This window comes from Kitasatospora sp. NPDC056327, assembly GCF_042261735.1.
In the GTDB taxonomy this organism is placed as follows: domain Bacteria; phylum Actinomycetota; class Actinomycetes; order Streptomycetales; family Streptomycetaceae; genus Kitasatospora.
In genome coordinates, this window is the sequence record NZ_JBHJRC010000212.1 from 1 (window position 1) to 14,395 (window position 14,395).

Sequence of the window (14,395 nt, forward strand, 5' to 3'; positions counted from 1 at the left end):
GGCCCCCGCCCCCCCCCCCCAACACCGCGGGCCGGGGGCGGGGCCCGTGAATACCCCCCCGCCCCCGGGCCCCGGCAGCCACCCGCTTACGCGCGCGGCTTCTCGCGCATCTCGTAGGTCTCGATGATGTCCTCGACCTTGATGTCGTTGAACGAGCCCAGGGTCACACCGGCCTCGAAGCCCTCGCGGACCTCGGTCGCGTCGTCCTTGAAGCGGCGCAGACCCTCGATGGTGAGGCTCTCCGCCACGACCTTGCCGTCGCGCAGCAGGCGGGCCTTGGCGTTGCGGCGGATGATGCCGTCGCGGACCAGGACACCGGCGATGTTGCCGAACTTGGAGGAGCGGAAGACCTCGCGGATCTCCGCGGCGCCGAGGCGCACCTCCTCGTACTCCGGCTTGAGCATGCCCTTGAGGGCGTTCTCGATCTCCTCGATCGCCTGGTAGATGACCGAGTAGTACCGGACGTCCACGCCTTCCTTGTCGGCCGCGGCGCGCGCACGGCCCTCCGCGCGCACGTTGAAGCCGATGATGATGGCGTCCGAGCCCATCGCCAGGTCCACGTCGGACTCGGTGATGGCACCCACACCGCGGTGCAGGACCCGGAGCTCGACCTCCTCGCCCACGTCCAGCTTGACGAGGGCGTCCTCAAGGGCCTCCACCGAACCGGAGACGTCACCCTTGATGATGAGGTTGAGCTGCTCGATGGAGCCGGCGGCGATGGCCTTGTCCAGGTCCTCCAGGGACACCCGGACCCGGCGCTGCGCGAAGGCGGCGTTGCGGTCGCGGGCCGAGCGCTTCTCGGCGATCTGGCGGGCGGTGCGGTCCTCGTCGACGACGATGAAGCTGTCGCCGGCGCGGGGCACCGAGGTCAGACCGAGCAGCAGCACCGGACGGGACGGGCCGGCCTCGGCGAGGCTGTTGCCGTTCTCGTCCAGCATCGCGCGGACGCGGCCGTAGGCGTCGCCGACCACGATCGAGTCGCCGACGCGGAGGGTACCGCGCTGCACGAGCACGGTCGCCATGGCGCCGCGGCCCTTGTCGAGGTGGGCCTCGATGGCGATGCCCTGCGCGTCCTGCTCCGGGTTGGCCCGCAGGTCCAGCGAGGCGTCCGCGGTCAGGACCACGGCCTCCAGCAGCTGGTCGATATGCAGGCCCTGGCGCGCGGAGATGTCGACGAACATGGTGTCGCCGCCGTACTCCTCGGCCACCAGACCGAACTCGGTCAGCTGACCGCGGACCTTGGTCGGGTCGGCGCCCTCGACGTCGATCTTGTTGACGGCGACCACGATCGGCACACCCGCGGCCTTGGCGTGGTTGAGCGCCTCGACCGTCTGCGGCATGACACCGTCGTTGGCCGCGACCACCAGGATCGCGATGTCGGTGGACTTGGCACCACGGGCACGCATGGCGGAGAACGCCTCGTGACCCGGGGTGTCGAGGAAGGTGATCGGGCGCTGCTCGCCGTTCACCTCGGTGACCACCTGGTACGCACCGATGTGCTGGGTGATGCCACCGGCCTCGCCGGCCACCACGTTGGACTTGCGGATCGCGTCCAGCAGTCGGGTCTTACCGTGGTCGACGTGACCCATGACGGTGACGACCGGCGGGCGCGGGGCCAGCTGGTCCTCGTCGCCCTCGTTGGCACCGAAGTCGATGTCGAACGACTCCAGCAGCTCGCGGTCCTCGTCGTCCCGGCTGACGATTTCGAGCTGGAAGCCCATCTCGTCGGCCAGCAGCTGCAGCGTCGCGTCGGAGACCGACTGCGTCGCGGTGACCATCTCACCGAGGTTGAACATGACGGAGACGAGCGCGGCCGGGTTGGCGTTGATCTTCTCCGCGAAGTCCATCAGCGAGGCGCCGCTCGACAGGCGAACGGTCTGGCCGTTGCCGCGCGGCAGCATCACACCGCCGACGGACGGGGCCTGCATGGCCTCGTACTCCTGGCGCTTCGCCCGCTTCGACTTGCGGCCACGGGCCGGACGGCCACCGGGGCCACGGCCGAAGGCACCCTGCGTGCCACCACGGGCACCCGGGCCACCGGGACGGCCGCCGAAGCCGCCCGGACGGGGACCGAAGCCACCGCCGCCGCCACCCGGGGCACCGCCACCGGGACGCGGGCCGCCGAAGCCGCCACCGGCCGGACGCGAGCCCGGACCGGCCGGACGGCCCTGGAAGCCGGGACGGGCACCACCCGGAGCACCCGGACGGCCGCCACCGGGGCCACCCGGACCACGGCCGCCGGGGCCGGGACGCGGGCCCGGGCCGGCCGGACGCTGCGGCATCATGCCCGGGTTCGGACGCGGCATGCCCGACGGGGTCGGACGCGGGCCGGCCGGACGCGGCATGCCGTCGGGGCGCGGAGCGCCGGCACCCGGGGCGCCGGGGGCACCCTGGCCGCCCGGACGCGGACGGTCGCCACCGGGGCGCGGGGCACCACCCGGACGGGGGGCACCGGCACCGGGGGCACCCTGGCCACCCGGACGCGGACGGTCGCCACCGGGACGGGGCGTGCCGGCACCGGGGGCACCCTGGCCACCCGGACGCGGACGGTCGCCACCCGGACGGGGACGGTCGCCGCCCTGGCCGCCCTGACCACCCGGACGCGCACCCGGCGCGGCCGGACGGCGGTCACCGGGACGGGCCATGCCGGTGGCACTGCCCGAGGTGAACGGGTTGTTGCCCGGACGCGGACCGGCCGGACGCGGACCCGGACGGGCACCGCCGGCGGCGGGACCGGACGGGCGCTGGGCCTGGGCCGGACGGGGGGCCTGGGTCTCACCGGACACGGGGGCCGGCGAGGAGAACTCGGCCGCCGGAGCGGCCGGAGCCGCGGCGGGGCGCGGCGCGGGGCGCGGGCCCGGCGTCGGCGCACCGGCCGGACGCGGCGCGGCGGGGGCGGCCGGCGCGGGGGCGGCCGGAGCCGCCGCGGCCGGGGTGGGACGGGGACCAGGGGTCGCGCTCGGGCGCGGCCCCGGGGTCGGAGCACCCGGCTTGGGTGCGCCCGCGGCCGAACCGGCCGGGGGCTGGGGCGCCGCGGGCTTGCGCGGGCCCGGCTTGGCAGCGGAACCACCACCGGTGGGGGCCACACCAAGCGCGTCAGTCAACTTGCGTACGACCGGCGCCTCGATCGTCGAGGACGCCGAACGGACGAACTCACCGAGCTCGGTGAGCTTGGCCATGACGGCCTTGCTCTCCAAGCCGAGCTCCTTGGCGAGTTCGTAAACCCGGACCTTAGCCACTTCACTCCTGTCTTGAGTCCGGGGGTCTCGTCCGCCGGACTGTCGCTACTTCATGGGCGTACCCATCGCGTACTCATCGCGTACTCATCGAGTGCTCATCGCAATCTCGACCTACTTCCACATCGCGAGGTACCTGACTGGTGGCACGACGTACGGCTGCCCGTGCGCCGTGCTTGTTGCGGTGGTGCGCCGCCGCGCGAGCGGCGGGCCGTCACGGGGAGCTGTCGCTCACCCGCTCCCCGATGTACTCCCGGAGCCGCCCGGTGTCGAGCGCGCCCTGGAGCCGGAAGGCCCGGGGGAACGCCCGTCGGCGGACCGCGAGGTCGAGGCAGGCCGGTTCGGGGTGCAGGTGCGCTCCCCGGCCCGGCAGTGCGCCACGGGGATCAGGGACGCAGACGCCCTCGACCGCCGTGACACGCAACAGCTGGTGCTTGGCCGCGCGCTTGCGGCAGCCCACGCAGGTGCGTTCCGGGCGTGCTCGGACATGCGTCCGGCCAGACGAAGGCAAGTCTACCCCTCCGGAGGGACATGGCGCCGCCCCGCCGATCCCGCGGGGACCGGCGGGACGGTCCGACGACAACGGTTACTGGGCCGCCGAATCCTGCTCGGCACCCTCGGTGTCCGGCCGGATGTCGATCCGCCACCCGGTGAGACGGGCCGCCAGACGGGCGTTCTGCCCCTCCTTGCCGATCGCCAGCGACAGCTGGTAGTCCGGCACGATCACCCGTGCGGAGCGCTGGGCGAGGTCCACGATCTCCACACTGGTCACCCGGGCGGGGGACAGCGCGGCGGCGACCATCTCGCGCGGGTCCTCCGACCAGTCCACGATGTCGATCTTCTCGCCATGCAGCTCGCCCATCACCGCGCGCACCCGGGAACCCATCGGACCGATGCAGGCGCCCTTGGCGTTCAGCCCCTGGCGGCGCGACCAGACCGCGATCTTGGTCCGGTGGCCGGCCTCACGGGCGATCGCGGCGATCTCCACGCTGCCGTCCGCGATCTCCGGGACCTCCAGCGCGAACAGCTTCTTGACCAGGCTGGGGTGGGTGCGCGACAGCGTCACCGACGCCCCGCGCACGCCCCGGCGCACGGCCACGACGTAGCACTTCAGCCGGGTGCCGTGCCGGTAGTCCTCGCCCGGGACCTGCTCCTGCGGCGGCAGGATGGCCTCCAGCTTGCCGATGTCGACCAGCACGTTCTTCGGGTCGTTGCCCTGCTGGACGACACCGGTGACGATGTCGCCCTCCTTGCCGGCGTACTCGCCGAAGGTCTGGTCGTCGGCCGCGTCGCGCAGCCGCTGCATCATCACCTGCATGCCGATGCTGGAGGCGATCCGGCCGAAGCCGCTCGGGGTGTCGTCGAACTCCTTCGGCTCGACGCCCTCCTCCAGCTCCGACGCGTCCTCGGTCGCCCAGACCGTCACGTGGCCGCTCTTGCGGTCGAGCTCGACCCGGGCCCGGCGGCGCGAGCCCTCGGTGCGGTGGTACGCGGTGAGGAGGGCCGACTCGATCGACTCGACCACGAGGCCGAAGGGGATGTTCTTCTCGCTGACCAGCGTGCGCAGGGCACTCATGTCGATGTCCACGGCTACGCCTCCTCGTCTTTCGTCACGTTCGTCATGGTGCGGTCGGTGCGGAGGTACTCACTCCGCACCGTCGTCCCCCTCGTCGAGCAGCAGCTCGTCGTCCTTGCGGTTGAACTCGACCTGGACCCGGGCCCGGTCGACCTCGCCGTACTCCAGACGGCGCTCCTTGGGCCGGCCGCGGCCCTTCACCGGCTGCACCTCGACCAGCGCGCCGTCCTCGTCGGCCTCCAGCACCCGTGCGACGATCTCCCCGCCGTCGACCAGGTGGACCTTCGCCAGCCGCCCCTCGGCGCGGGCCCAGTGCCGCGGCGCGCTCAGCGGACGCTCGGCGCCCGGCGAACCGACCTCCAGCACGTACGCGCCGGAACCCATCACGTCCGACTCGTCCAGGGCCTCGCCGACCACCCGGCTGAACTCCGCGATGGTGTCCAGGTCCACGCCGCCGTCGGCGTCCACGTCGACCTGCACCTGGCGGCGGCTGCCCGCCTGGGTGACCTTGACGTCCTCCAGGTCCAGGCCCGCCTCTGCGGCCAGCGGCTCCAGCAACGCGCGCAGCCGGTCGGTGTGGGTGGTGCTCATCCGGGTGGACTCCTCGGCCGCGTCTGCTGTTGTCGGAAGGTCGCCCCGCGCCCCCGGCGCCGTTCGGCGCGCGGCCGGGTCGCGGCAGCTCGGCCCAAAGCCTAGCCGGTGAACCCCCCAACCACCGATTCCGGCCCGGACCCCGGCGCACGGGGTGCGAGCAAGCTCACACTGCCCGCCCGCGCCCTCCGACGAGGCAATCGGCGCCCACGGACGTGAGGATTCTGTAATCATTCACGCCAACGAGGGCAGGCGGGCAGGCCGTCCTCCCGCACACGCCCCGGAGTGACACCCATGCAGCCGCCCAGCCGACGGACCTTCCTGGCCCTCGGGCTGCTCATCGCCGCAGGCGGAGCCCTCACCGCCTGCACCGACCAGCACGACGCCGCCCCCGGCACCCCGGCCGGCGACCACCGCCCCGACCCCGACGAGCCGGTCCGGCTGCGCGCCGTCGCCGCCACCGACACCCTCCTCGCCGGCTACGACGCCCTCCTCCCGCAGTCCCCCCAGCTCCAGTCCCTGCGCGCCGAGGTCGCCCAGCACCGCGCCGCCCTCGCCGCCGGCCTCCCCACCACCCCCACCCCCACGCCCGCCACCGGCCCCCTCCCCACCACCACCTCCGCGGTGACCACCCCCGCCGCCCTGGCCACCCTCGAACGCCAGACCGCCCAGTCCCGCCTCGCCGACCTCGGCGCCGCCTCGCCCCGACTGGCCCGCCTGCTGGCTTCGGTCTCCGCCTCCGGCGTCCTGCACGCCGTCGCCCTCGGCGACGACGCCCCGGCCCCCGCCCCGGCCCCGTCCCCCTCCGCCACCGGCGACCCGGCCACCGCCTTCCAGGACGCCCTGAGCGCCGAACACGCGGCCGTCTACGGCTACGGCGTGGTCGGCGCCCGCCTCCCCGACGCCCAGCGCACCGACGCCCGCACCGCCCTGGCCGCCCACCAGGCCCGCCGCGACGCCTGGCAACGCCTCCTCACCGGCACCGGAGCCACCCCCGCTCCCGCCGCCGCCGGCTACCAGCTCCCCTTCCCGGTCACCGACGCGGCCGCCGCCACCCGCCTCGCCGCCCACCTGGAAACCCGCCTCACCACGGTCTACGCCGACCTGGTCGCCACCGCCCCCACCACCCGCCGCACCCTCGCCGCCGACGCCCTCCGCGAGTGCGCCCTCCGCGCCACCCGCTGGGGCGCCGCCCCCACCCCCTTCCCCGGCCTCCCCGACCAGACCACCCCCAGCACCCCCACCCCCAGCACCCCCAGCACACCCTGACACCCCCCACCTAAACGGGCGCGCAGGGCAAAGCCCGCGCGCCCCGATCCCCACCCGCGACCACCCCACCCACCACCCCACCCCACCACCACCCCACCAGGCGAGAGGGACGCGCTGCGGGAGGGGGCGGCGGAGGGGGTGGCCGCGGAGAGGGGCGTTGCGGGTGATTTTCGGACTGCCCACGGCGAGAACCCCCACCCCACAGGGTCGGCAGTCGGAAAATCATCCAGCCCCCGGAGCGGCCACCCCCGGAGGCGCCCCCGCACCCACCCTCCCGGGAGCCCCCCGAGCACACACAAACCCCGCACCCACCCTCCCGGGAGCCCCCCGAACACGCACAAACCCCGCGCCGCACCCCCGCCCCCGGCCCCCCTTCCCCGACAATGGACCCGTACCACCACGGGGGAACCGCCATCGGAAGGCCAACATGCCGGCAGCAGCACCAGGACGGATCACCGTCCCCGACCGGCTCACCCGGAGCGTCACCGCCACCCACCCCGACCTGGCCCCCGCGTGGCTGGCCGCCCTCCCGAACCTCGCCGCCGGACAGCTCACCCGTCTCGGCCTCACCCTGGACCGCGTGCTGGACCCCGGCGGAGCCCTCAGCCTGGTCGCCTACGTCCACCGGAACGACGACCTCGCCCCGGCCGTCCTCAAGGTCGCCCTCCGCACCCCCGGAACCGCCCACGAGCCCGACGCCCTCACCGCCTGGGCCGGCCGCGGCGCCGCGCTCCTCCTCGACAGCGCCACCCCCACCCCCACCTCGGCCGTCCTCCTCCTGGAACGCCTCCACGGAGAGATCCCGCTCCGCTCCCTCGCCGAGCCCAAGGCCATGCTGGAAGCCACCAGCCTGCTCCACCGGCTCTGGCTCCCGCTCCCCCTCGACAGCACCTTCCCCGGCCTCCCCCGATCCCCTTCCGCCACCGGCCCCTCCGCCGGCGGCGAGACCCCCACCGGCCACGAACCCACCACCGAACGCACCTTCACCCCCGGACACCCCACCCCCACCCTAGAATCCACCCTCCCCGAAGCCGCCCCCCTCCTCGCCGAGGCCCACGAGACCGCCACCGCCCTCGCCGCCTCCGCCACCGAACACTTCCTCCTGCACGGCGACTTCCACCACGGCAACGTCCTCGCCGCCGACCGCGCCCCCTGGCTGGCGATCTCCCCCCGCCCCCTGGCCGGCGAACGCGCCTACGACCTGGCCCGCCTCGCCCTGGACCGCGCCGACACCCTGGTCGGCTCCCCCGGTCTGCCGTCCGCCGCCCGCCGGCGCCTGCACCAGCTGGCCGAGGCCCTGGACGTGGACCGCGACCGTCTCCGCGGCTGGACCCTGGTCCGCGCCGTCGGCCTCGCCCGGGCCGCCCTCACCGCCGGCCGCCGCACCGGGGCCGAGCTCTACCTGGAGTTCGCCGGAGCCCTCTGAACCAGCGGCAGGTCCGCCCCCATCACCGCGTACCGCCGCTCGGTGTTCGGGAAGTGCACGGCCCGCGCGAGGTCCTGGTACCCGAGCGACCGGTAGAGCCGCCGGGCCGGCGTCTCCGCGTCGATCGCGGAGAGGATGCTGCGGTCCGCCCCCGACCGCCCGGTGAGCGTGCGGATGAGCGCCGAGCCGACGCCCCGCCCCTGGAACTCCGGCAGCACGTGCAGCTCCGTCACGGCGAACACCCCGTCCAGCCAGCCGCCGTTCCCCCGGGCGACCAGGTACGGCTCGATCACCGTGCTCCACCAGTGCTCACGGCGGTTGGGCATGCCGTACCCGAAGCCGACCAGCCGCCCGCCGCTGACCGCGCCCAACGCGATCACCCCGGGCTGCTGCGCGTGCCGTCCGACGATGTGCAGCCGGACCATGACCTCCTCGGGCGTCAACCCGAACGCCACCGCCTGGACGTCGAGCGCCTGCGGGGCCCACGCCGCGAGGTCGATGGCCTCGATGGTCACACCGGTCAGCCGGTCCACGTCCCAACCCCCGCCCTCAGAACAGCACGCTCATGAACGCCCCGACCTCCCGGAACCCCACCCGCCGGTAGGCCGCCCGCGCCCGCAGGTTGTAGTCGTTGACGTACAGCGACACCACCGGCGCCACCTCCCGCAGCGCGATGTCCAGCACCGCCGCCATCCCGGTCTCGGAGAGCCCCTGCCCCCGGTGCGCGGGATCGACCCAGACCCCCTGGATCTGGCAGGCCCCCTCGGTGACGGCCCCGATCTCGGCCTTGAAGACGACCTGCCCGTCCTCCCCGAAGCGGGCGAAGGAGCGTCCGGCGGAGATCAGCTCGGCGACCCGGGCCTGGTAGAGCAGCCCGCCGTCGCCCGCCAGCGGCGAGACCCCGACCTCCTCGGTGAACATCGCCACGCAGGCCGGCATCAGGGTGTCGATCTCGTTGCGCCGCACCCTCCGCACCAGCGGGTCCGCCGCGATCTCGGCGGACGGCGTGCTCGTGGCCAGCAGCGGCTGGTGCGCCCGCACCTCCCTGGCCGGCCCCCAGCTGCGCTCCAGCAGCGCCCACAGCGCCGCGGTGGGCCCGGCGGGCCCGACGACGGAGGAGCAGCGCCGCCCCTGCCGCCGGGCGCGTTCGGCGAACGCCTGGACGGCCTGCGGGCCGGCGTCGACCAGCACCAGGTTGGCCCCGGCGTAGCAGAGCGCGTCGAGTTCGCCGTGCTCGTCGTACCAGCCCCACATCTCGCCGCCGAGGCGCCAGGGGTCGAGGCCGACGGCCTCCACCCGGGTGGCGACGAAGGCGTTGGCGACCGGGTCGCGGTGGAGGACGGCGAGGGCGTCGGCGAGGTCCGGCGGCTCCAGCACGCGGGTGGTCGCCAGGGCGCGGGCGGCCTGGAACGAGCTGGGGAGCATCACACCTCGATCGAGCATCGAGACAGCACCTTACTGAGACGACTCTGGCCGCACCCTACTCCCTGGCCCCACCCGGACACGGCCGCGGGGCCGTCCGCGCACGGACGGCCCCGCTTCCGGAAGAACTGCGACGACCCACCCGGAAGGGGGTGGATCACTCGCCGGCGGTGACGGTCGGCGCGCCGGACTCGGCGCCGTCGGCCTCCATCTGCTCGGCGATCTTGAACGCCTCCTCGATCAGGGTCTCCACGATCCTGGACTCGGGGACGGTCTTGATGACCTCGCCCTTGACGAAGATCTGGCCCTTGCCGTTGCCGGAGGCGACTCCGAGGTCGGCCTCCCGGGCCTCGCCGGGGCCGTTGACGACGCAGCCCATGACGGCGACGCGCAGCGGCACGTTCATGCCCTCCAGGCCCGCCGTGACCTCCTCGGCGAGCTTGTAGACGTCGACCTGGGCGCGGCCGCAGGACGGGCAGGAGACGATCTCCAGGCCGCGCTGGCGCAGGCCGAGCGACTCCAGGATCTGGTTGCCGACCTTGATCTCCTCGGCCGGCGGGGCGGAGAGCGAGACCCGGATGGTGTCGCCGATGCCCTCGGCGAGCAGCGCGCCGAAGGCGACCGCGGACTTGATGGTGCCCTGGAAGGCGGGACCGGCCTCGGTGACGCCGAGGTGCAGCGGGTAGTCGCAGGCGGCGGCGAGCTGGCGGTAGGCGTTGATCATCACGACCGGGTCGTTGTGCTTGACCGAGATCTTGATGTCGCGGAAGCCGTGCTCCTCGAACAGCGAGCACTCCCAGAGCGCGGACTCGACCAGCGCCTCGGGGGTGGCCCGGCCGTACTTCTCCAGCAGGCGCTTGTCGAGCGAGCCGGCGTTGACGCCGATCCGGATCGGCACGCCGGCGTCCCCGGCGGCCTTGGCGATCTCGCCGACCTTGTCGTCGAAGGCCTTGATGTTGCCCGGGTTGACGCGGACCGCGGCGCAGCCGGCGTCGATCGCGGCGAAGACGTACTTCGGCTGGAAGTGGATGTCGGCGATCACCGGGATCTGCGACTTCCGCGCGATGATCGGCAGGGCGTCCGCGTCGTCCTGGGAGGGGACGGCGACCCGCACGATCTGGCAGCCGGAGGCGGTGAGCTCCGCGATCTGCTGCAGGGTGGCGTTGATGTCCGACGTCACCGTGGTGGTCATGGACTGCACCGAGACGGGGGCGTCGCCGCCGACCGGCACGTTGCCGACCATGATCTGACGGGAGACCCGGCGCTTGGCGAGCGGCTTGAGCGGCAGGGACGGAATACCGAGCGAGATCGCGGTCATGTGCGCAGGGTTCCCCGGGGTTGAGGTGTGGTCGGTCGGTCCGGTCGTCGAGGACGACGGAGCCCGGGTGCGCCGACGATCGCGCGCCCGGGCTCCAACGGTACGGCACTGGAACGGGCGTCCGCGCACCCGCCGGTCCGTCGTGCTAGGTGATCTTCACGGGGTTCACCAGGTCGGCCACCAGCACCAGCAGGGTGAAGCCGATGAACACGCTGGCCACGACGTAGGCGAGCGGCATCAGCCGGGCCACGTCGAACGGACCGGGGTCGGGCCGGCGGAACAGTCGTGCGAACCGGCGGCGCACCGACTCCCAGACGGCGCCCGCGATGTGACCGCCGTCCAGCGGCAGCAGCGGCAGCATGTTGAAGAGGAACAGCGACAGGTTGATCCCGGCGAGCAGGTTGACGAAGTAGGCGACCCGCTGGCTGCCGGGGATGTCCAGCGCGAACACCTCACCGCTGACCCGGGCCGCCCCGACCATGCCGATCGGCGAGTCGACCTCGCGCGGGGCGCCGTCCACCACGGAGTGCCACAGGCCGGGGATCTTGCCGGGCAGCGCGGCGAGCGACCGCACGCCGTTCTCCGCCATGTCGTACATCCGGTCGAAGGACTGCCCGAGACCGAGCCGGACCACGCCGCTGGTCGGGGTGAAACCGAGGAAGCCGGCCCGCACCGTCTCGCCCTTGACCGGGACGCCGTCGGCGTCGTACTTCTGCACGTCGTTGACGGCGATGGTCGGGGTGAGGGTGAGCCGCTGGCCGTCCCGCTCGACCACCAGGTCGACCCGCCGGTCGGCGGACTTCCGGATGTCGTCCTGGAGCTGTTCGTAACTGGTGATCCGGTCGCCGTCGAAGGAGACCACCTTGTCGCCGGGCTTCAGGCCGGCCGCGTAGGCGGGTGCCACCGGCGCGTCCGCCGGGCAGGTGTCGGTGGGCCGCCCGGCCTTGACCACGCACTCCGAGACGGTGCCGATGGTCGGCACCGACATCGGGACGCCGAAGCCCATCATCACCGTCAGGAAGAGCCCGAAGGACAGGATCAGGTTCATGAACGGCCCGGCGAACATGACGATCACGCGCTTCCACGGCTTGCGCGTGTAGAAGAGCCGGGTCGCGTCGCCCTCCTTGACCTCCTCGTAGGAGGCCTCGCGGGCGTCCTCGATCATGGTCCGCCAGGGCGAGGTGGAACGCTGGGTGATCCGCCCGTCCGCGCCGGGCGGGAACATGCCGATCATCCGGATGTACCCGCCCAGCGGGACGGCCTTGAGGCCGTACTCGGTCTCGCCCCTGCGCCGCGACCAGATCGTCGGGCCGAAGCCGACCATGTACTGCGGCACCCGGATGCCGAACAGCTTGGCCGTGGAGAGGTGGCCGAGCTCGTGCCAGGCGATCGAGAAGAGCAGTCCCAGTACGAAGACCAGGATGCCGATCACCGTCATCACCGTTGCCACCGCTGCTCCTCCGTCATGCCGCTCAGCCCGTCCCTGTCGTCGTACCGGTCGTCCGGACGGCAGCACCGCCCGGACGGGAGTCAGCCCGCGGCCAGCTCGCGGGCCCGGGCGCGGGCCCAGTCCTCCGCGTGCAGGACGTCCTCGACCGTCAGCGGAGTTCCCGCCGACGGCGCGCCGTGTTCGGCCACGACCTTCGCCACAGTGTCCACGATCCCGGTGAAGGCGAGCCTGCCGTCCAGGAAGGCCGCCACGCACTCCTCGTTGGCCGCGTTGAAGACCGCCGGGGCGGTGCCGCCCAGCGTGCCGACCTCGCGGGCCAGCTCAACCGCCGGGAAGGCGTCGTCGTCCAGCGGGAAGAACTCCCAGGTCGCCGCCCTGGTCCAGTCGCAGCCCGGGGCCGCGTCGGGCACCCGGTCCGGCCAGCCCAGGCCCAGCGCGATCGGCATCCGCATGTCCGGCGGGCTCGCCTGGGCCAGCGTCGAACCGTCCGTGAACTCCACCATCGAGTGGACGACCGACTGCGGATGGACCACCACCTCGATCCGCTCGAACGGCACGTCGTACAGCAGGTGCGCCTCGATCACCTCAAGGCCCTTGTTCACCAGGGTGGCCGAGTTGATCGTGACGACCGGACCCATCGCCCAGGTCGGGTGGGCCAGCGCCTCCGCCGGGGTGACACCGGCCAGCCCGGCACGGGTGCGGTTGCGGAACGGACCGCCGCTCGCGGTCACCACCAGCTTGCGGACCTCGGCCCGGGTGCCGCCCGCCAGCGCCTGGAACAGCGCGGCGTGCTCGGAGTCCACCGGCACGATCTGGCCCGGCCGGGCCACCGCCTTCACCAGCGGCCCGCCGACGATCAGCGACTCCTTGTTGGCCAGCACCAGCACCCGGCCGGCCCGCAGCGCCGCCAGCGTCGGCCGCAGGCCGATCGAGCCGGTGATGCCGTTCAGCACCGAGTGGCACTCCACGGCCGCGAGCTCGGTCGCCGCGTCCGGACCGGCCAGCACGGCCGGCAGCGGACGGCCCGCCGCCTTCGCCGCCAGCGCCTCGCGCAGCGCCGGCCCGGCCGCCGGATCGGCCACCGCCACCGTGTGCACGCCCAGCCGCAGCGCCTGCTCGGCGAGCAGCTCCACCCGGCCGCCGGCCGCCGACAGGGCCACCACCCGGAACCGGTCGGGGTTGCGCAGGACCACGTCGATGGCCTGGGTGCCGATCGAACCGGTGGAGCCGAGGATCACCAGCTCCCGGGGGGCGGAGGGGTCGTTCACCTCGGGGGTGAACCGCAGCTGCGGGTGGGCGAGCGAAGTCATGCGCCCATTGTGTCCTGCCCGGCTCCCCGCCCGGCACCACGGGACCGTTCCCCAGGACGCCGGACGTGCTCCCGGGCTACCGTCGGAACCATGCGCATCGTCATCGCCGGGGGCCACGGACAGATCGCCCTGCGGCTGGAACGGCTGCTCGCCGACCGCGGCGACCGGCCCGCCGGAATCGTCCGCCGCCCCGGGCAGGCCGAGGACCTCGTCGCCGCCGGCGCCGAACCCCTGCTGCTCGACCTGGAGTCCGCCACCCCGGCCGAACTCGCCCGGCTGCTCGAAGGCGCCGACGCGGTGGTGTTCGCGGCCGGCGCCGGACCGGGCAGCGGCGCCGCCCGCAAGCTCACCGTCGACCGGGACGCCGCCGTCCTGCTCGCCGACGCCGCCGCCCTGGCCGGCGTCCGCCGGTACGTCCTCGTCTCCTCGATGGGCGCCGACGCGCAGGCCCGCCACCCCGCCGACGAGGTCTTCGAGACCTATCTGCGGGCCAAGGGTGCCGCCGAGGACGCCGTCCGGGCCCGCACCGCGCTGGACTGGACGGTGCTGCGCCCCGGCCGGCTCACCGACGGCCCGGGCACCGGCCTGGTCCGGCTCGCACCGAGCGTCCCGCGCGGCTCGGTCGACCGCCAGGACGTCGCCGCCGTGCTCGCCGGACTGCTGCACGAGCCCGGCACCGCCGGACGGACCCTGGAGCTGGTCGGCGGCAACGCCACCGTCGCCGAGGCCGTCGCCGCCGCGGCGGGCCACGCCTGACCCCACCCGCGCGAAGGGCCCGGCCGCCGGAGACCGGCGGC

Annotated in this window: 12 protein-coding genes; 3 read left to right on the top strand and 9 right to left on the bottom strand. The window is 74.0% G+C overall.

Annotated features, from left to right (window positions below; translation table 11 throughout):
- Positions 1 to 86 precede the first annotated feature (86 nt).
- The 4 genes from infB to rimP all read right to left on the bottom strand — a co-directional run bounded on the left by infB (position 87) and on the right by rimP (position 5,403).
- Complete coding sequence (gene infB, locus ACFCX4_RS25900; protein WP_376146863.1) at positions 87 to 3,239, bottom strand: translation initiation factor IF-2; 3,153 nt, start codon at positions 3,237 to 3,239, stop codon at positions 87 to 89.
- A gap of 211 nt (positions 3,240 to 3,450) precedes the next feature.
- Entirely contained in the window at positions 3,451 to 3,696 is a 246-nt protein-coding gene (locus tag ACFCX4_RS25905) for a YlxR family protein (RefSeq protein ID WP_376146866.1), read from the bottom strand.
- Positions 3,697 to 3,822: 126 nt separating this feature from the next.
- Positions 3,823 to 4,824: a transcription termination factor NusA gene (gene nusA / locus ACFCX4_RS25910; RefSeq protein ID WP_376146869.1), complete on the bottom strand. Its 1,002-nt coding sequence runs from the start codon at positions 4,822 to 4,824 to the stop codon at positions 3,823 to 3,825.
- Between the two features lie 57 nt (positions 4,825 to 4,881).
- On the bottom strand, positions 4,882 to 5,403 hold the full coding sequence (rimP, locus tag ACFCX4_RS25915; RefSeq protein ID WP_376146872.1) for a ribosome maturation factor RimP: 522 nt from the start codon (positions 5,401 to 5,403) through the stop codon (positions 4,882 to 4,884).
- A 294-nt stretch (positions 5,404 to 5,697) separates the two neighbouring features.
- Here rimP and ACFCX4_RS25920 point away from each other — a divergent pair, with 294 nt between their 5' ends.
- Positions 5,698 to 6,672, top strand: a complete 975-nt coding sequence (locus ACFCX4_RS25920; protein WP_376146875.1) for a ferritin-like domain-containing protein — start codon at positions 5,698 to 5,700, stop codon at positions 6,670 to 6,672.
- Between the two features lie 427 nt (positions 6,673 to 7,099).
- Positions 7,100 to 8,098: an aminoglycoside phosphotransferase family protein gene (locus ACFCX4_RS25925; protein ID WP_376146878.1), complete on the top strand. Its 999-nt coding sequence runs from the start codon at positions 7,100 to 7,102 to the stop codon at positions 8,096 to 8,098.
- Here ACFCX4_RS25925 and ACFCX4_RS25930 read toward each other — a convergent pair.
- The 5 genes from ACFCX4_RS25930 to dxr all read right to left on the bottom strand — a co-directional run bounded on the left by ACFCX4_RS25930 (position 8,071) and on the right by dxr (position 13,598).
- Positions 8,071 to 8,631 carry a GNAT family N-acetyltransferase gene (locus tag ACFCX4_RS25930; protein WP_376146881.1) on the bottom strand — a complete coding sequence of 187 codons (561 nt, stop codon included), beginning with the start codon at positions 8,629 to 8,631 and terminating at the stop codon, positions 8,071 to 8,073. The two genes, ACFCX4_RS25925 and ACFCX4_RS25930, sit on opposite strands and share 28 nt — an antisense overlap.
- A gap of 16 nt (positions 8,632 to 8,647) precedes the next feature.
- Entirely contained in the window at positions 8,648 to 9,523 is an 876-nt protein-coding gene (locus ACFCX4_RS25935) for a GNAT family N-acetyltransferase (protein ID WP_376146898.1), read from the bottom strand.
- Between the two features lie 154 nt (positions 9,524 to 9,677).
- The gene (gene ispG / locus ACFCX4_RS25940) at positions 9,678 to 10,838 is read right to left on the bottom strand and encodes a flavodoxin-dependent (E)-4-hydroxy-3-methylbut-2-enyl-diphosphate synthase (RefSeq protein WP_376146884.1); all 1,161 of its coding nucleotides are present in this window, start codon (positions 10,836 to 10,838) and stop codon (positions 9,678 to 9,680) included.
- A gap of 145 nt (positions 10,839 to 10,983) precedes the next feature.
- Positions 10,984 to 12,288, bottom strand: coding sequence for an RIP metalloprotease (locus ACFCX4_RS25945; RefSeq protein WP_376146888.1), 1,305 nt, complete (start codon positions 12,286 to 12,288; stop codon positions 10,984 to 10,986).
- An 80-nt stretch (positions 12,289 to 12,368) separates the two neighbouring features.
- Positions 12,369 to 13,598 carry a 1-deoxy-D-xylulose-5-phosphate reductoisomerase gene (gene dxr, locus ACFCX4_RS25950; RefSeq protein ID WP_376146892.1) on the bottom strand — a complete coding sequence of 410 codons (1,230 nt, stop codon included), beginning with the start codon at positions 13,596 to 13,598 and terminating at the stop codon, positions 12,369 to 12,371.
- 90 nt (positions 13,599 to 13,688) lie between these two features.
- Between dxr and ACFCX4_RS25955 the strand changes: the two genes are divergently transcribed.
- Complete coding sequence (locus tag ACFCX4_RS25955) at positions 13,689 to 14,354, top strand: NAD(P)H-binding protein (RefSeq protein ID WP_376146895.1); 666 nt, start codon at positions 13,689 to 13,691, stop codon at positions 14,352 to 14,354.
- Positions 14,355 to 14,395 lie beyond the last annotated feature (41 nt).